13 protein-coding genes are annotated in these 18,772 nt (G+C 39.2%); 1 reads left to right on the forward strand and 12 read right to left on the reverse strand.

Annotated elements, in window-relative coordinates; genetic code table 11:
* Nucleotides 1-132 precede the first annotated feature (132 nt).
* Both odhB and NST91_RS25255 read right to left on the reverse strand, forming a co-directional pair.
* Complete coding sequence (gene odhB / locus NST91_RS25250; protein ID WP_341333348.1) at nt 133-1,386, reverse strand: 2-oxoglutarate dehydrogenase complex dihydrolipoyllysine-residue succinyltransferase; 1,254 nt, start codon at nt 1,384-1,386, stop codon at nt 133-135.
* Nucleotides 1,383-4,223 (reverse strand): 2-oxoglutarate dehydrogenase E1 component, encoded by a 2,841-nt coding sequence (locus tag NST91_RS25255; RefSeq protein ID WP_341333349.1) that lies wholly within the window; start codon nt 4,221-4,223, stop codon nt 1,383-1,385. The genes odhB and NST91_RS25255 overlap by 4 nt, the downstream gene beginning before the upstream one ends.
* Before the next feature lie 721 nt (nt 4,224-4,944).
* Between NST91_RS25255 and NST91_RS25260 the strand changes: the two genes are divergently transcribed.
* A complete protein-coding gene (locus tag NST91_RS25260; RefSeq protein WP_121449264.1) occupies nt 4,945-5,637 on the forward strand; it encodes a cyclic nucleotide-binding domain-containing protein in 693 nt (230 codons plus the stop codon).
* A gap of 110 nt (nt 5,638-5,747) precedes the next feature.
* Here the strand turns inward: NST91_RS25260 and NST91_RS25265 are convergent, their stop codons facing one another.
* The 10 genes from NST91_RS25265 to NST91_RS25310 all read right to left on the reverse strand — a co-directional run bounded on the left by NST91_RS25265 (nt 5,748) and on the right by NST91_RS25310 (nt 18,761).
* Nucleotides 5,748-7,085, reverse strand: coding sequence for a murein hydrolase activator EnvC family protein (locus NST91_RS25265; RefSeq protein ID WP_341333350.1), 1,338 nt, complete (start codon nt 7,083-7,085; stop codon nt 5,748-5,750).
* A gap of 335 nt (nt 7,086-7,420) precedes the next feature.
* Complete coding sequence (gene cuyB / locus NST91_RS25270; RefSeq protein ID WP_341333351.1) at nt 7,421-8,128, reverse strand: cysteate racemase; 708 nt, start codon at nt 8,126-8,128, stop codon at nt 7,421-7,423.
* A gap of 114 nt (nt 8,129-8,242) precedes the next feature.
* The gene (locus tag NST91_RS25275; protein WP_341333352.1) at nt 8,243-9,028 is read right to left on the reverse strand and encodes a C39 family peptidase; all 786 of its coding nucleotides are present in this window, start codon (nt 9,026-9,028) and stop codon (nt 8,243-8,245) included.
* Nucleotides 9,029-9,105: 77 nt separating this feature from the next.
* Nucleotides 9,106-10,953 carry an asparagine synthase (glutamine-hydrolyzing) gene (gene asnB, locus NST91_RS25280; protein ID WP_341333353.1) on the reverse strand — a complete coding sequence of 616 codons (1,848 nt, stop codon included), beginning with the start codon at nt 10,951-10,953 and terminating at the stop codon, nt 9,106-9,108.
* 53 nt (nt 10,954-11,006) lie between these two features.
* Complete coding sequence (locus NST91_RS25285) at nt 11,007-12,587, reverse strand: Mur ligase family protein (RefSeq protein WP_341333354.1); 1,581 nt, start codon at nt 12,585-12,587, stop codon at nt 11,007-11,009.
* A gap of 63 nt (nt 12,588-12,650) precedes the next feature.
* The gene (locus NST91_RS25290) at nt 12,651-13,823 is read right to left on the reverse strand and encodes a carboxylate--amine ligase (RefSeq protein WP_341333355.1); all 1,173 of its coding nucleotides are present in this window, start codon (nt 13,821-13,823) and stop codon (nt 12,651-12,653) included.
* Nucleotides 13,824-14,130: 307 nt separating this feature from the next.
* On the reverse strand, nt 14,131-14,886 hold the full coding sequence (locus NST91_RS25295; protein ID WP_341333356.1) for an NRDE family protein: 756 nt from the start codon (nt 14,884-14,886) through the stop codon (nt 14,131-14,133).
* A 583-nt stretch (nt 14,887-15,469) separates the two neighbouring features.
* Entirely contained in the window at nt 15,470-17,179 is a 1,710-nt protein-coding gene (gene acsA / locus NST91_RS25300; RefSeq protein WP_341333357.1) for an acetate--CoA ligase, read from the reverse strand.
* An 18-nt stretch (nt 17,180-17,197) separates the two neighbouring features.
* Nucleotides 17,198-17,911, reverse strand: a complete 714-nt coding sequence (locus tag NST91_RS25305; protein WP_341333358.1) for an ABC transporter ATP-binding protein — start codon at nt 17,909-17,911, stop codon at nt 17,198-17,200.
* Nucleotides 17,912-17,930: 19 nt separating this feature from the next.
* A complete protein-coding gene (locus NST91_RS25310) occupies nt 17,931-18,761 on the reverse strand; it encodes an ABC transporter permease subunit (protein WP_121449254.1) in 831 nt (276 codons plus the stop codon).
* Nucleotides 18,762-18,772: the final 11 nt, after the last annotated feature.

Raw genomic sequence — 18,772 nt, forward strand, 5'->3', positions numbered from 1 at the left:
TTGTGAGAGCATGTGCCTTCTGATTCTATGTCTAGCTCCTGCGCCTAGCCTCTCTCAAAGTCTAGCCAATCCGTCAAGAAGGATTCTCTTATGCTTGTCTGGGCTGGCAAGTCGCTTGCGCTTTTCTTACAATCAACCTTCTAATAATAGGTCTTCTGGATCTTCTAATAGTTCTTTTACTTTTACTAGGAATCCTACAGCGTCTCTACCATCGATGATTCTGTGGTCATAAGATAATGCCACATACATCATTGGGCGTACTTCCACCGTATCATTTTTATCAACTACAACAGGACGTCTTTGGATTTTGTGCATTCCTAAAATACCAACCTGTGGTGCGTTAATAATAGGTGTTGAGTTTAGAGAACCGAATGTTCCACCGTTAGTAATTGTGAAAGTTCCGCCTTGAAGGTCGCCTAAACCTAATTGGTTGTTTCTTGCTTTTTCAGCTAAGCGGCCGATTTCAGACTCAATTCCTGCAAAGCTTAGTGTATCTGCATTACGTACAACTGGTACAACTAAGCCTTCATCTGTAGATACGGCAACACCGATGTCATAGAAATTCTTAAGAAGGATTTCATTTCCTTGGATTTCAGCATTCACATATGGATATGCCTTTAATGCTCCAATAACCGCCTTTGTAAAGAATGACATGAAACCAAGTTTTACACCATGCTTTTTGAAGAAAGCGTCTTTACGGCGATTTCTTACGTCCATAACAGCAGTCATATCAACTTCATTAAATGTTGTTAGCATTGCTGCTGTGTGCTGTGCTTCAACAAGACGTTTTGCAATTGTTTGACGACGTCTAGACATTTTAATGCGTTCTACGCGTGGGTCGTCATTTACCACTGGTGCTGCTGCAGGTTGTTTTGCAGCTGGTGCTGGAGTTGCAGATGGTGCTGTTTGAGCTTGCTTATAAGCCTCTACACCTTCAACACGAACACGTCCAAGTGGATCTTTAAATGGTACTTCATTTAAGTCAATACCTAGTTCTCTTGCTCTTTTTCTCGCTGCAGGTGAAGCAATGGCTGGCTTGCCTTTTTCTTCAGTAGATGCTTCTGCAACTGGTTCTGTTTTAGCTTCTTCAGCTTGTGGTGCTGCTTCAGCTTTAGGTTCTTCAGCAGGTGCTGGTGCGCTTGATTCTGAACCATTTTCATCAAGCTTTGCAATCACTTGACCAACTTCTACATTATCACCTGGTTGGAATAAGAATTCCTTAATAACACCTGTATGTTCACTGTTGATTTCAACGTTTACTTTATCTGTTTCAAGTTCAGCGATTGACTCACCTTTATTCACGAGTTCGCCTTCTTTTTTTAACCATTCAACAATTGTTCCTTCTGTAATGGACTCAGCTAATTCTGGTACTTTAATTTCGATCATTGCTGATTCCCTCCTTTGTCTGTAAGCAATGCATCTTGCATAATCCACGCTTGTTCTTGTTTGTGAATATCTGGGTCACCCGTAGCAGGACTTGAACGCTTCGGTCTACCAATATAATCTAGTTTAATTTCATCAGATAATATATCCATTAATACCGATTGTAGAGCTGGCCATGCGCCCATGTTTTTCGGTTCTTCTTGAACCCAAACAACCTCTTGTAGGTTCGGATACTGGCTAACTAGTTCTTCTAGCTCTTTCTTAGGGAATGGATACATTTGCTCCACCCTTGCAATATGCAGAGTATCTGCCGTTTCTGCCGGTAAATTCGCAGCTTCTGTTGCTAAATCAATCGCTACTTTACCTGTACATAAGATTAGGCGAGTTACTTTCTCTTTGTTCGTTCCCATTCCTGGTTGCTCCAGTAGTGGCTTAAAGCTTCCATTCGTTAGATCATCTAGTGATGACGCTGTTTGTGGGTGACGAAGAAGACTCTTAGGAGTCATCACAATCAATGGTCTTGCTTCATCAGTTGAAGTAAGCAATGATTGTCTTCTTAATAAATGGAAGTATTGAGAAGCGCTTGTTACGTTCGCAACAATCCAGTTATATTCCCCAGCTGCATTTAAGAAACGTTCCACTCTTCCACTTGAGTGCTCCGGACCTTGTCCTTCATAACCATGTGGTAATAGCATGACTAGACCTGATTTTTGACCCCATTTTGCATGGCCTGAAGAAATGAATTGGTCAATAATTGGCTGTGCCACGTTCACAAAGTCCCCAAATTGCGCTTCCCAAAGGACAAGTGCATTTTCATCTTGAACACTATAACCATATTCAAATCCTAAAACAGCCGTTTCAGACAATGGACTGTTATAGATGGAGAAGGATGCCTTCGCCTCTTGAATATTGTGCAATGGGATATATTTTTCATTTGTTTCATAGTCATTTAAAGCAACATGACGATGAGCGAATGTTCCTCTTTCACTATCCTGACCTGTTAAACGAACTGTTTTTCCTTCTGCAAGAACTGATCCGAATGCAAGTGTTTCAGCTAATGCCCAATCCACTTTGTTTTCCTCATCTAAAGCTGTTTCACGTCGCTTTAAAATACGTTCAAGCTTCGGATAAACTGTAAGTGATTGAGGCCACTGTAATAGTCCTCTGTTGATACTCTTTAATAGGTCAGCAGGTACTGTTGTATCAAATTCTGGAATAGCAGACAAAGCTTTTGGCTTCTTCGGTTTCACGCGCTCTTCATTTTCCACAAAGTCATCAAAAATAGATTGTAAACTTTGCATGAATTCCTCACGTTTATTAGTTAGTTCTTCTGTTGTTATTACATTTTCAGCAACAAGCTGATTTCCGTACTTATCTGCAATAACAGGGTGATTCGCAACCTTCTTGTACAATAATGGTTGTGTTACGCTTGGATCATCCATTTCGTTGTGACCAAATCGTCTGTAACCAACTAAATCAATTAAGATATCTTTTTCAAAACGCTTACGATACTCATACGAAAAGTGAATTGCTGCAAGACAAGCTTCAGGGTCATCAGCATTTACACGTAAGATTGGAATCTCATACCCCTTCGCAAGGTCACTCGCAAAACGAGTTGAACGAGAGTCTGTATTATTTGTTGTAAAACCAACCATATTGTTTGCAATAATATGAACGGTTCCCCCAGTTTCGTAGCCTTTCAATCTACTTAAGTTTAGAGTTTCAGCTACTACTCCTTCACCAGGGAATGCCGCGTCACCATGAATTAGTACACTTATTGCACTTTGCTTATCCTGAACAGGATAACCAGCTTTACTAGTATTGTCCTGAGCCGCTCTAGTAATCCCTAACACTACAGGGTTTACAAACTCCAAGTGACTTGGGTTGTTCGCAAGATTAATACGAGTTACGTGCTCTTTAGGACCTTTAACGGCACGGTCAGCTCCTAAGTGATATTTCACATCACCGGACCAACCATAGTTAATCCCTCTTGAACCTTCCGAAGGAATTAAATCCTTGTTTGGTGCATGGTGGAATTCAGAGAAAATGAGTTCGTATGGCTTATGCAAAACATGTGCAAGCACATTCAAACGGCCACGGTGAGCCATACCGATCATAATATTGTCGGTACCGTCACTATTGCCTTCTTGAATTAAACGCTCAAGCATTGGAACGAGCATGTCTAATCCTTCGATTGAGAAACGCTTTTGCCCAACGAATGTTTTGTGTAAGAATTTTTCAAATCCATCGACATTCATTAGACGCTCTGCTAATTGTTTCTTTTCATCTGCAGTTAGCTTTAATTTAATTCCATTGATTTCAACTTGTTGTCGTAACCATTGTCTTTCATCTTCGGAATCAACATGTCCAAATTCATAAGCAATTGATTGTGTATAAACAGATTTTAAATGCTTATACGCATCCCAACCAGTTTGAACGGAAGGAGGTGCTTCCTCCCAAATATATGTCGCTGGAATATCCATTAAATCTTCTTTTGTAAGATTATAGTAACCAGGCTCTAAAAAGCTGGTATCTGGCATTGGTCTAGTGCGAATTGGGTAAATATCTGCCGCTATATGGCCGTACGCACGAATGCTCTTAATTAATTTACCTCCAGATGTGATCGTCTTGATTGTCTTCGGTGAGATACCCCCACTTACTAGCTCTGCTGTTGCTGCTTGCTCATCTGCCGGTGGTGGCCCAAGTTCTTCGAAAAGCGCTTTCACGGAAGGGTCTACTGAACTTGGATCATTCTTGTAATTTTCATACATGTCAAAGACATAACCCATGTTCGGGCCATAGAATGACTCCCACACATTTTTCCTTTGTTGATTATCCATTTGTGTTTAGCCTCCATATTACATTCACAGTAAATACTTGTAATAGATGTTTAAAAAGTGCGGTGAATATGACACTTCGAATTTCTGCGGTCTTTGCCCCGGAAAAAATCATGAACAACGAGGTTATGCGCTTGCGTCTTCTAGTTTATTCTAGGATGTTAATTCCTCAGCGCAAGGCTGCAAGGAAGTAAACTCAAGCAGTTGCCTCGTTCCGGTACTCAAAGCTGCACCGCCTTGAACTTCTTGGTCCTCTTCATCCTCCTTTTTAAACTTGCACTTGTAATACTTAATAGACAAAATTTGTATTTTATAGAAATATGACGTCTACACTTACTATACCCCATTTTCCACAGATTTCTAGTAAAATGCTTACATTGGAAAACTCCTGAAAAAAGCTGAAAAAACAGGCAAAATAGTGTCATTATATCGTCATAATTCATAATAAATATGTTATTCTTATCTTATAGTCGAAAACAGAAAGTTTCCTTGATATAAATCAAGTTTTACAAGTAATTTTTTAAAATAATAAGTTTTGGAATAACATAAAGTGAAACTCTATTGTAGTACATCAATCCTCTTGAAGTAAAGGGACCGAAAAAAGTAAGTTATACTCTTACACTTTCGAAACGATAAATCGTTTAGACTTCGGCAAGATAGGTAAACTATAGTACAACAAGAGTCCGCATTTTATGGGCATTTGAAAGGAGAAAAAGTGTTCTGTATGATTAGCAGTCCACATGATCCAAGCTCTATTCGACAGGTACCTATTTTTCATGGTTTAAATGAGCAAGAAATGAACCTTTTACAAAAGGTCACGCAAATTCGCGATTATCGAAAAGGGGAAGTGATTTTTAGAGAAGGTGACCCTTCCGATACCCTCTATATTATCGGTGAGGGGATCATTAAAATTACAAAAGTGGCTGAGGACGGAAAAGAACAAATCGTTCGTCTCTTATTCCCTGATGATTTTTTCGGCCAATCCGTGATGCTTCAATCAGAAAATCATTATGCCAACGCAGTAGCAATCAACGATACGGTTATTTATACGATTCAAAAACAGGATTTTGTTAATACGTTAGAACGAAATCACAAAATGGCTCTCCGCTTCATGCGGGCATTAAATGAGCGGATTTATCAAGCCGACGAGTGGATGAGTTTACTGAGCCTAATGGAGGTTGAACAACGATTAGCAAGTGTTCTCCTCTTGTTCAATGACAGGGTTCGCTCTAAGGATGGCCGCTTTAAGCTCCCTATTACTAAAAAGATTCTAGCGTCTCTCATTGGTACAACACCTGAAACCATTAGCCGGAAGTTTGTAAAATTTATTTCTGAAAACCTAATTGAGGTAAATGGACAAAGGGATATCCATATCCTCGATTTTGAAGGCTTAAAAAAGAAGGCAAAAACTTTATAAGCTGTTAAACCCACATGTGATGTGGGTTTTTGTTTTGTCGGAAAAAGGTGATGTCTTTTTTTCCAATAAAGTAAAAAAGCCCGACCATACTCGGTCGGGCGCGTTAATCCTTAAAAGGAAACATATTGACGTGGGTTCACTGCGTTTGAGTGTCCGCCACTGTATTGTGTTGGACTATATGGTCCGTTATAAATTTCAAAATGAAGGTGCGGACCAGTCGAGTCACCTGTAGTCCCCATATAGCCGATCAAATCGCCTTGTTCCACTCGGTCATATTGACCAACGAAACGTTCCTGTAAGTGTGCATATACGGTGGTCATTTGACGTCCATTGATATAGTGGGTGATCATGATGACATTACCGTAGCTACTTTCAAGACGTGAGCGCGTAACCGTACCGCCTGCAGCCGCGTAAATTGGAATATTTCCTGGTCGTCCACCTTTTCCAATATCAATCCCAAAGTGCATACTTCCCCAGCGCATTCCAAATTCGGATGTGACTCGGCCTGTTGTTGGTTTAATAAACCCACTATTGTTCACAACAGGTGGAGGTGCTGGTGGTAGTGGTGGCGGTGTAGTACCAGCCTCTTCGGCCTTTTTCCGTTCCTCTTCAGCTTTTTTCCGTTCTTCTTCAGCTTTTCTTTGTTGCTCTTCAAGTTCCTTTTGCCTTTGGTTCCATGCATTAATTTCCATTTGAATTGCCTTTTCCTGCGCAGCTAATAATTCTCCAACATCCTCTAGCGCATGGAGCTCTTTATGCATTTTCTGTTCTTGGGCCTCTAATTGCTTCATAACTTTATTTTGTTCTTGAATTTGTGATTGGAGCTGAACCTCTAACCGATCAAGTTCTTTTAATTGGTCTTCCTGCTGTGCAAGTAAGGTCTTTACCTCTGCTTTATTTTCCTCAAGTAATTTAATATCCGCTTCATGTTCTTTCATAATTTCGCGATCAGCATGTACAAATGTAGATACCGCACTTACCCGGTTGATAAAATCATTAAAGCTTTTTGCACCGAGTAACACATCTACATAACTAACAACTCCACCACTTTGTTGAAGACTACGCATCCGCTCCTTGATAAGCTCGTCCCGTTTTTGAATACGTTCCTCGAGCACTTTCATTTCCGCCTCAAGACGCGCAATTTCTTCTTTCGTTTCCTGAATCTTTGCTTTTATGCTCTCAATTTTACCTCTCGTTTCACTTACAGCAAAATCAAGCCTTTTAATCTCCTGCTCGACACTAACCTGTTGTTGTTTGACTTCATTTAGAGCTCCCTTCTTTTGGGAGATTTCAGACTCTACTTCTGTCTTTTTATCCAGAACTTCCTTCTTTTCATTTTCTAGCTCTTCATTCTTTTGAATCGCTAATACAGTATTAGGCATAGATGTCAATAAACTTCCAAGTCCTATTGATATACCCATTCCAATCATAAGAAGTTTTCTTTTCAACCGGCACATCTCCTTCTACCAAACTAGCAACCTATAAAAGGATGAAAAATATTTATTTTTCACCATAAGTATCATATTTTGCTATATATTCTCACGTTTTGTATTATAACATAAAAAATTGTAATAAAACGCCAAAGTAATATTACAATTATATTTCATAAACACTTGAAAATACTGGGTTTCCCAAAGATTATTCGACAAACTATAGGAACGACGAATCCCAAAAAATTCGACAAGCATCTTGAATTATACTATAAAAAAACTCACCCTTTTTAGGTGAGTTTAATTTCCAGTTTGATCTAACCGGTTCATTATCATTTTTTGGTGTAACAATCTTATTTCAATCGCTTGCCTGAACGTAAGATTGATCTTTCAACAAGTACATTCATCGCATCAATGCTGCTTTTAACAGCCTCATCACTTAATTTAATACAGGACAATTCTGTACAAGCCAATATCACAATTTTACAATGCTCTTTTTCAACAAGATGCCTGATTAGCTGCTCAAGTTCACTAGAATCAACATCGAGATCACTTTTTACATTGTTATATATAATATCCATGACCTTTTCTTGTAAGCTATCATTTGGGGCTAAGAGCTCAAGATTATATTTCTTACAAACATCTGCATAGATTCCGCTGCGAATCGTACCGTTTGTTGCAAGAATTCCGACCTTCGTTCCTTCACCATGCCGATGATGAATTTCTTTAATTGTTTCTTCGACCATGTTGATGATAGGGATATTCGTTAGCTTCTGAAGCTCATCGTAAAAATAATGAGATGTGTTACAAGGTATTGCAATATTAGCAACGCCCGCAGCTTCTAGCAACTTGAAATCATCTTTTACAGCATCTAAGAATGTCTCGCCTGTGTTTGTAAGGATTGCATTTGTTCGGTCTGGAAGGGTAGCATGATTTAGAATAATCATATTTAGATGGTCCTGGTCCTTATGTGCCTCTGTTTTATTAACAATTTTGTCAAAAAAAACAGAAGTAGCCTTCGGACCCATGCCACCGATAACACCTAATTTTTTTTGTTCCATGTTTAAACACCTAGTTTCATTTAAGAGGTTGTTTAAAAAGTGCGGTGAATATGACGCAGGACGTGGCATTTTTGTCGGCCCGTCATTTTCATCCTCCTTTTTGAAACATATATTTTATTTAACCGTCATTGCATGACTCCCTAAGTCAACATAGCTCGCAAAAAACGCATCTGCATCGTATGTGACTTGCCCTTGCAATGGATTCATGACATGCACCTTATCACCTATATAACCATTTAAAACCACGGCATGTAGGTTAGTAGGAGCATTAAACTTTGTTTTTGAGTCACGAATATTCCAAGAATAGTTGACCTTTTTCTTACTTAAGTCAAGAGTTACCCAAACTACCACAGGGTTCCCCTCTTCAAGCTCCATTATGATTTCCTCACGAGTGCTTCCAGTCAGGTCAACAGGTTCTAATTGAGCACCTTCTTTTCCTAAATATGCATTCGCTGCTTGTATAATTGGAGGCGCATAAGAGAAGAATCCGCTCCATTCCCTTGGGTTTCCTGCGTATGCCTTATTTGGATCTGGTCCGTATAAAACATTGTTGATTGTTGTAAAAGGCTCCTTCGGTAAATAATGATCAGCCATATCCACTTTTGAAACATTATAGCCATAAAAATTCAACACGGAAGTAAGTGATGTAATTTCACAGCCGTTTGGAAGCTCCGGTAATTGTAGAACCTTTTCGACTGGTATGAATACTTCTACTTTACCGTTTGATACTTCCCGATATGGGTTATTTTCCTGAGCGTACACAATTGTGAGCCCAGATGTAATCCCGTCTGCCCCTGAAATCAGATTTCTAGCAATGCCTTTAACCGTTTCAACATTCAGCAATAAATAAATGACACAAACGAAATTCAAAAATAATAGTCCTCTTACTATTTTTTTCACTTCTATCTGCCCCTTTACTCTGTAAGACAATCTTTAGACAATTACTAGAAACCATATATATGTGAAGAAAACAAACTTTATAACTCAATAAAGAATTTCTTGTACCAAACAAGGAATACATAGACCGTATAGATGTATCTTGCGTAGTTATGTCTTCCGTGGAAATGGTCATCAAGATATTTAACGAGTTCTTCTGTATGGAAGAATTCTTTCGCGATATCGGATTCAAACATTTCTTTTACAATGTTGTAGTATTTCTCTTCACGAAGCCAGTGTCTCATTGGAACTGGGAATCCAACTTTTTCTCGATTCGACCATTCTTCTGGTAACACCTTTTTCGATGCAGCACGAAGAGCATATTTTGTATCGATTTGATTCACACGCAAATTACTTGGGATATGTGACGCCATTGACATCACTTCTTTATCTAAGAACGGAACCCGTAATTCAATCGAGTGGGCCATACTCATTTTGTCTGCTTTTAAAAGAATATCCCCTGGTAACCAAAGTTTGAGGTCAAGATACTGCATTTTCGTAACATCGTCTTTTCCCTTTACATCATCATACACTTTTTTCGTAATACTTTGAATAGACGGGCCAGTTTGGTATTCCTCTTTCAAGACTTTACGAGCATCTTCTTCCTCGAATACTTTTGCTTGGCCGATGAACTTTTCCTCAACAGGTTGTCCACCTTTCACAAGGAAGTTTGTGATTGTATTTTTCGGAAATGCACCACTAATTGCAGATATCGCGCGACGAATCCCAAATGGAATCTTTTCGTATTTTTCTAGCTTCGCAGACTTCTGGTACCAGACATAGCCTCCGAAAATCTCATCTGCGCCTTCACCAGAAAGGACAACTGTAACATGCTCACTGGCTAATTTTGATAAAAAGTATAACGGAACAGAGGATAAATTTGATTGAGGTTCATCCATGTGATACTGGATTGTCGGTAGCATTTCAAATGCCTGATCTGCCGTCATCAATTCTTTATAGTTTTCTATTTCAAGTATGTCAGATAAATCCTTAGCCAAATTGGTTTCATTGAAGATTCCTTCATAATCCTGGAATCCAACAGAAAATGTTTTGTTTGGCATTAATAACGCCGTAATATAACTAGAGTCAACCCCGCCGGATAAGAAAGAACCTACTTTTACATCACTGATTTTGTGATAGTTAACCGATTCTTTTAATGTATTATTAATTTCTTCTATATAGTGTTCAAGACCTTTATTATCTGCATCAAAATTAACGTCCCAATATGGCTTAATTTCAAGATTTCCTTTTTTATAAATCATGTAGTGACCAGGCTTTAATTTATAGACACCTTTGAAGAAAGTCTCATCAAGCACTGAATATTGGAAAGTTAAATATGGTTTTAACGCGTCTTTATTTAACTCTTTCTTAAATGCCGGCTGCTTTAAAAATGCTTTGATTTCAGAGCCGAAAATAAGTGAGTTGTCTGCTGTATTTTGTGTATAGTATAAAGGCTTAATTCCAAAGAAGTCACGCGCTAAAAACATGGATTCATTGTTTTTATCCCAAATGGCAAATGCAAACATCCCGCGTACTTTTTGTAAAAGGTCTACTCCATATTCCTCATAAGCATGGATAACGACTTCGCTATCTGCGTCACATTTGAAAATATGGCCTTTTTGGATTAGGTCCTCACGAAGTTCTTGATAGTTGTAGATTTCGCCATTGAAGACTAAAACGCAGCTTCCGTCTTCATTGAACATTGGCTGACTTCCTTCTTCAGATAAGTCAATGATACTTAGGCGACGAAAGCCTAATGTTGCATGTTCGTCCGAATAGTGATTACCACTATCTGGACCTCTATGAATTATTGTATCCATCATTTCATTTATTACTTGTACTTTATCTATTTCAAGCTTTGAATCAGCAAAACCAACGAAGCCACACATAGTTTAATCACCTTTACATCTTAGATTTTTACAGTTCGCTTTCCTCTGTTGTTTTACCCGTCACTACGTCCTAACATTTGGCGTTGTTCCTTTGTTAGTCCGGCCACACGGTTGCGTAATGGGAAAAATAATTTCTCACGCGATACATTAGGTCTCGTTTTTGCGATTTGCTGTAGGGCAACACCTGCACCGTAGTCCATGCCTTGTGCACCTGCAAGGATTACAACATCCCCCGGCTCGGCATGAGTTAAGGCTTGCGCAATGGCGTCATCCAGCTCATCATAAAGAGAAACCTGAACTCCCGCTTCTGCCATGACTTCCTTGAACACAGCTGTTTCTTCATCTGTTACATAGTCCTTTGAAGTGACATGGGAGACACTCTTTGTCGCAATAATTTCATTGAACCCTAGCGTTTTTGCCCACTTGACGATCGCCTCTGCATTTTCACGGTTAACCGTCGGACCACGCTCTCCTCGAATCGCATAGACTAAATGCAAATCCTTATATTCCATATATTTCAATGTCTGAAGAGTCACATCAATATTCCCAGCATTCGCAAAGTGGTCATCGATGATTTTAATGTCATCTTCAAAAATAAACTCAAAGCGACGTTCCACTCCACCAAAGTTTTTTAATCCCTTTTGAATGGAGGATACCGGCACTCCGCAAAGAAGACCAATTGTAATTGCCACCATCGCATTATACACAGAGTGCAAACCAGGAACTGATAGTTCAATCTCAAATTCACCTGGCTCAATCTTGTTTTCATAGCGAGAGAAAGGCTTTAAAATCTCAATTGTAAACTTCGCTCTACCCGTGGTCAAATCCAAATTTTTGCAAGCAATATGCCCCTCTTTGCTGTCTAAGCCAAATGTGATGACCTGTGCCTTCGTTTGTTCAATTAAGGAAGTCGAATACTCATCATCCAGATTTAAAATGGCAAAGCTTTTTTCACTTGCATGGCGGATTAAACCTGATTTCACTTCAAAATATCTTTCAAACGAGCCATGGGAATCAATATGCTCACGACTGATATTATTTAAAGTGACAATATCATAGTCTACTGCTTCAACACGATGTGTTTCTAATGCGTTTGATGAAACCTCCATTGTCACATGGGATACATCTTTATCTACCATTTGCCCCAAGTAAAACTGTAAATCAAGGGATTCAGGAGTTGTAAGCTCAGAAGGAATCGCAAAATCGTCAATCTTAATGGATACTGTACCAATAAGACCTGTTCTGTACCCTTCTTCCTCTAGAATTGCATTCGTCATAAACGATGTTGTGGTTTTCCCATTCGTAGCTGTAATCCCAATCATATTCATTTTTTCAGATGGCTTCCCATAAAATTCTGCTGCAAGTCGCGCTAGTGCAATACGGCTGTTTTTTACCACGATTTGAGGAATCTCTAATCCTTCTTGCACATCCTCAACAACACAAGCCACTGCACCATTTGAAATTGCCTGCGATAAGTATTTATGGCCATCCGTTTTATAGCCTTTTATACATACAAAAAGATGTCCGTCCTTCACCTTTCCAGAATGATATGATAGCCCACTAATTTCAATATCCTTATCATCAATGGTTTTTTGAACCTCAATTGCTGTTAGAAGCTCATGTAATTTTACCATTTTGTTCCCTCTTTTCTTAACGTTTCTTTTAGATTTGATGTTTTGGAAGTGCGATAAACAACATTAATTACGTTTCTTCCCCGAAATCATTTTTACAAATGAGAAAAACGGCTTTGGATCATTCCAGTCCCAAATTGCGTAGGCCTTTGGTTTAAAATAAGAACGAATGACCTCGCCAAGTGAAAGCTGACCTGTTTTTAAATATCCCTTCACGGCATAAAAATCCTCATAGGCATACCAAAATACTTGATTCGTATCATGCTTAAGGCCCTTTGGAGGAAGTGGGTTACCCGTAAGCTCTCGATATGTAATGTATGGGAAGTTAAAACCAACCTTATTTAATAACACATTAAAATTGGTAATCCTCACATTTAATTCAATTAAATAATATTGTCCAGTTTCGGCATCCTTTTTAAACTCAATTTCTACAAACCCTTTATAGCCAATCGCTTCTAAAAAGCGTGAGCCTATTTCAAAGAGCTCAGGAACATAGCGTTGCCCCGTATACACAGAAGCCCCAAAATTGATCGGATATTGGCGAAACTTTTGAGCAGTCACCCAATGAGTAACCTTCGCGTCCTGATTTAAATATGCATCAAAGGTATACATATGATCATCAAATCCTGGAATGATTCGCTGAACAATTACCTCTTGTTTTGCTTCTTTTGCCTTTTTGAGCGCTTCGTCTAACTCCTCGCGATTGTTGACGATAAATAATTTTTTACGAAAGATCGAAACAAAGGTTGGTGAATCGGTTGGCTTCACCACACAAGGATATTTTAACGTCTCCTCAATTTTTTCATAGAAATTTTCTTCATTTACACGAACTGTCTCAGGAACAAGCATTCCATGTTCAGTTGCTAACTGATGAAGGAGTTGTTTATCCATTGTTTTCGTATAAAGACCCTGCTCCGTTTGCGGGATTAGATAATACTCTTTTAATTCATTTAAATATTGGTCAATGACTTCCACATAGTTGTCATGACAAGGAATAAGAACAGGCTTTGCTGTTTGCTTTCTTGCATATTCTTTTAAAAAGGAAATAAAGCCTTCTGTGTCTTTTCGGTAATGTGGTGCAATAATATGCTCCGTACAATATTTTGAATCTGCACCATACGTATTTTCATATGAATAATCGACTGCAACCGTATGTATACCTTGCCTGCCTAAACACCTTATTGTGCTTAACCCTATATAGTAATTGCAACCTAAAATGACTGCTTTATTAGTATTCATTTAATATCGATCTCCCTAGTATCTATATCACATTACATTTTATTAGCAAAAATTGTTTGAATAAGTTTTTTCGACAATTATCCCATTCTCCATATTGACACAGAATAATGGGTCTTTCAAGATGAAAAACACCTTTATCCCGCTTGTTATCGAGCTGTAACATAAATGAAAAAAAGAAACAAAAAATAGAGTACAATATATATGATTTCGTACTCTTTACCCATTTTTCGACTTTTTTCCTCATTCTTTATTTTTAATAGATTTATCATCTTTGTTCTATTATATACGATTGGCTAAATGAACTTTGTTATGACTTAATCGGAAAGCGAAATTCTCGGTCGCTCTGTCCCGAACTATCGTGAACCCGCTCAACATATTGAATTTCTGTATCCGACATTAATAATACGGTTGAACTTCTTGTCCCATACCCATTTGTTTGAATAAATAATGAAGAAAGAATCCGTTCCCACTCAAGGGACACCCCAGTTTTGGGTAGAAGGTTGTCGTTTGGCCGGTCTGTGTTCTGAAGGAGCTGGAATAGATTTTCCACTAAATCTTCTCCCATAATAATCTTTGAAAGTTCCTCTTTCCCTTTTTGTACTTTTGGCCAATTTGTATCAAGCAAATGGTTGCTAAGCCCGTGGATACCTGGTTGGAACTTTTCCAATCTTTTTCCGACATTTGAGTAATAATATAAATGCTGTGGGTCACCTGCTAAAAGATTATAACCAGGATACTGAGAGTTCGTCTCTTCCAACTGCTTCATATACTCAGCAATATCGCCTTTATGGAGGAGAGCCTCTTTTACGATTGCTCCTCTAGACCTTTTACCTACTGAGACTTCACTTGGATCTCGATAATTCGTGATGGCTGCGAAACGCCCGGTTTTGGTGACCCCCATCCAGGTTCCCATTTTTTCAAGATCTCTTCCAGCCAACAGAGCAGGCTCATCCTCCCAAAAATGAATCGGAGCCGTTGGCCGTTGAAGAAACTCATCTCGGTTGGCCGCAACAATTAATTTATAAATCGGATGCGCCTGATAGGCAAACAAAATTAAACACAATTTACCCACCGCCCTTTTTCACAAATTATAACATTTATGTGGTCACCTTGTGCGATATCAGACTTTTATTCACAAAAAATGTTTCTACCTTTGTTTGACTGTTATCGTATAGGAAAGCGTAAGACTGAAGGGTAAATTGACATTTTCTTTTACACTCAATTCTTAGGATAAAACGCGATTTGAACTTATAGCTCAAATAAAAGTACTCGGTGTGTTCGAATGATGGAGTGTTTGGGGCTCGGATGACTGTCACAACCTCTTGCGAATTGCTATCAACTGGGATTTCGGACTCGGATGACTGGAACCGGTCGCCCTTGTGTCCGAATGTATGGGGGATTCGGACTCTCACGACAGAAACCTTTAACCTCGTATCCGAATATATAGCTGATTCAGACTCAACCAACTGAAACCGGTGGACCTGTGTCAGAATGTACGCGAGATTCGGACTCTCACAACCGAAACCTTCAACCTTTGTGTCCAAATGTATACCTGATTCTGAACTATATCTTTCCTTGTATAAAGAAAACAGCGTGAGTACAATCTCACGCTGTTTTCTCTAATATACCTCTATAACTATAACGCCTTACCTTACTACTTCCTTTTCAACTTCTCGTGCTTTTAGCTCTCTTCTTAAAATTTTTCCGCTAATCTTTGTTTTCGGCAGTTCATCCAATACTTCAATTTCCCTTGGAGCGGAATGTGCTGCAAGATGTTGTTTAACAAACACGCGAATATCCTCTAGTAAGTCTTTCGTTGGGCTGTAACCGTTTTTTAGAACGATAAAGGCCTTTACGATTTCCCCTCTTATTGGGTCTGGCTTTCCGATGACACCTGCCTCAGCAACCGCTTGATGTTCAATTAGCTTACTTTCGACTTCAAAAGGTCCGATTCGCTCTCCAGAAGAATTAATCATATCATCGCTTCGCCCTTGGAAAAACACATAGCCATCCTCATCTAAAATAGCCAAGTCACCTGATACATACCAACCATTTACAAAATATGAATGATACTTTTCTTCATTTTTCCAAACTTCTCTCATGATTGATGGCCAAGATGCCTTAATGCCAAGATGACCTACCTGACCATTTGGGAGCGGATTTCCGTCATCGTCGATTATGGCAACTTTGATACCTGGAAAAGGTCTCCCCATTGAGCCCGTTTTTATAACCTCTGATGGAAGATTGACGATCAATTGTCCGCCCGTTTCTGTCATCCACCAAGTATCATGGATTCTTTTTCCCAAAGCTTCAATCCCCCAGGTAATAACCTCAGGATTTAACGGCTCTCCAACACTTAAAATATGCCGTAAAGAGCGTAAATCGTATTCGTTTAATACTTCATTTCCTTCTGCCTTTAACATCCTGAATGCTGTAGGTGCACTATACCAAACCGTTACTCCTGTTTTTTCAATTGTTGAATACCAGGAATCTGCATTAAATCTCCCACCGTTAACGACAATTGTGGCACGATTTAGCCAAGGAGCAAAGATTCCGTACACCGTTCCTGTTACCCAGCCGGGGTGTGCGGTACACCAATAAATATCGTCCTCTTTCAAATCAAGGACCCATTTTCCCGTTTGGTACTGTTGAATCATCGCGCGATGTGCATGCACAATTCCCTTTGGTTTCCCGGTTGACCCACTTGTATAGTGAATATTGAGGCGATCTTCAAGCTCCAACCATTCAATCACTCTATTCTCACTTTTCGTTTCAGCTAATGCCTCTACAAGTGAGATTTCATCTTCCTTACACTTTTCTGATCCCTCCGTAATAAACACGGTTTCGAGTGAAGGCAATTCTTGTTTTGGGACCCTTTTTACCAACTCCGAGTCAGTGATTAAAAAACGACCCTCACAGTCTGAAATGCGATCCCTTACCGCATCCTCCATAAATGCTTCAAAAAGCGGTCCTGCAACGGCTCCGATTTTAACTGCTGCAATCATCGCAATATACATTTCCGGGTTTTTCGGCAAAAAGATAAAGACAATATCGCCCTTTTTAACCCCGTATTTTCTTAACACCGACGCTAAGTGGTCCGATTTTTCTTTGATATCTTTAAATGTAAAAATTTGTTCTTCTGCTTCATTAATGTAGTGAAGGGCAACTTTGTCTCCATACCCATCGTCGACATGCCGGTCAATACATTCATACGCCATATTGACTTGCCCAGTTTGATACCAACTAAACTCCTTTTCAACTTCCTCCCATGAAAAGTCTTGGTATACCTGATCATAGTTTTGTAGATTATAGGTACCTTCAAAAGGTCTTATCGCACCTAATTGTGTGGTTGTCAATTCCACTCTCTCCTTTCTTTAACTTAGTAGAGACAATATTTCCGCCTTCAATTGTGCCAACTTTATATCACCACGAGATCTGGGCTTTGGATCATCAATGTGAATCGTTTGATAGATTTCACCCGGCTGCCCTTTTAAAATAACAATTCGGTCGCATAAATAAAGTGCTTCATCGATATCGTGAGTAACGACGAGCATCGTTGATTTGTATTTCTCCCATATTGTCAGCAACAAATCTTGCAACTGCATTTTCGTAAATGCATCAAGCGCACTAAATGGTTCATCTAATAGCAAAACTTGAGGTGCTGTGATAAGTGCACGAGCAATCGATACTCTTTGTGCCATCCCACCGGAGATATCCTTTGGATAATGATTTTCAAATCCTTGCAATCCTACTAACTTTACATATTCCTGGGCTTTTTCACTTTTCTTACTATCATTCTTTAAACCAAACGAGATATTTTCTAATACTGTCAACCATGGCATTAAACGTGATTCTTGAAAAATAACGCCCACCTTTTCATGAACGGACTTAATGATGTCCCCGCTTATTTTCACCGTACCTGTATAATCCGAATCTAATCCAGATAAGACACGTAATAAGGTGCTCTTTCCACACCCACTCGTACCTAGTACTCCCACAATTTCACCTTGTTTTGTTTCAAGATTTATATTTTTAAACCCTGTCGTACCATTCGAAAAGGTTCTAGAGACATTTTGAACTGCCAGCATCTAATTCATCCTTTCAGGTCTACTTCACAAAGCTATCCTGCCAGTGAAGAGTTTTTTCCTCTGTTTTCTTCAAAATGGAATCTGTTATTTTACCTAAAATCGCAAATAGTACGATGCTTGCGATGACCGTCTCAGGAGAATAGGAGTTTTGGCCAACAACAAGCAAATATCCAATCCCCTGACTAGCACCCATTAATTCAGCTGCAACGACAAACATCCAACCTAGCCCAAGCCCACTTCGGATTCCAACTAGAAAAGAAGGAAGGGATGCAGGCAATATTACCTTTCTAATTAACTCAAACGATGAAAAATTATAGATTTTCCCTACCTCAATCAACTTTCGGTCAACACCCTGTATGCCTGACACGATGTTTAAATAAACCGGAAAAAATACCCCAACCGCAATTAGTGTAATTTTTGATGGTTCTGCAATCCCCATCCACAAGATAAAAAGAGGTACCCAAGCAAGGGACGGAATCGAACGGAAAGCCTGAATCATCGGGTCTAGTAACTGTTCAGCAATTCTAAAATAGCCGACCAATGAACCAAATATAACAGCAGCAACTACCCCAATGAGAAACCCAAAAAAGATGCGATATAACGTAATCCCAATATGGCCCCACAGACTTCCATCTCCAGCAAATTCAATTATTTTCGCAAGGATAACCGTTGGTGCCGGCATAAGATGACCTTCAAGGACACCAATATGGCTTAAATATTGCCAAACCACGATTAAAATAGCCGGGATGATACTCCCAAGTAGAACTACTTTTAGACTTCCTGATAATACAAACTCACGCTTTGATTTCACCTTAATTTGTCTAGTCAACGCTCCGCCTTTTGTGCTCATTTTACCGTCTC

Origin of the sequence: Ferdinandcohnia sp. FSL W7-1320, from assembly GCF_038050315.1 — a bacterium.
GTDB lineage: Bacteria > Bacillota > Bacilli > Bacillales > Bacillaceae_L > Ferdinandcohnia > Ferdinandcohnia aciditolerans.

Bases quoted from the DNA above. Each gene is read 5' to 3' on its own strand.
- NST91_RS25285 (WP_341333354.1), bottom strand. From the start codon at position 12,587: ATGGTAAAATTACATGAGCTTCTAACAGCAATTGAGGTTCAAAAAACC.
- NST91_RS25310 (WP_121449254.1), bottom strand. From the start codon at position 18,761: ATGAGCACAAAAGGCGGAGCGTTGACTAGACAAATTAAGGTGAAATCA.
- odhB (WP_341333348.1), bottom strand. From the start codon at position 1,386: ATGATCGAAATTAAAGTACCAGAATTAGCTGAGTCCATTACAGAAGGA.
- cuyB (WP_341333351.1), bottom strand. From the start codon at position 8,128: ATGGAACAAAAAAAATTAGGTGTTATCGGTGGCATGGGTCCGAAGGCT.
- NST91_RS25290 (WP_341333355.1), bottom strand. From the start codon at position 13,823: ATGAATACTAATAAAGCAGTCATTTTAGGTTGCAATTACTATATAGGG.
- NST91_RS25255 (WP_341333349.1), bottom strand. From the start codon at position 4,223: ATGGATAATCAACAAAGGAAAAATGTGTGGGAGTCATTCTATGGCCCG.
- NST91_RS25260 (WP_121449264.1), top strand. From the start codon at position 4,945: ATGATTAGCAGTCCACATGATCCAAGCTCTATTCGACAGGTACCTATT.
- NST91_RS25305 (WP_341333358.1), bottom strand. From the start codon at position 17,911: ATGCTGGCAGTTCAAAATGTCTCTAGAACCTTTTCGAATGGTACGACA.
- asnB (WP_341333353.1), bottom strand. From the start codon at position 10,953: ATGTGTGGCTTCGTTGGTTTTGCTGATTCAAAGCTTGAAATAGATAAA.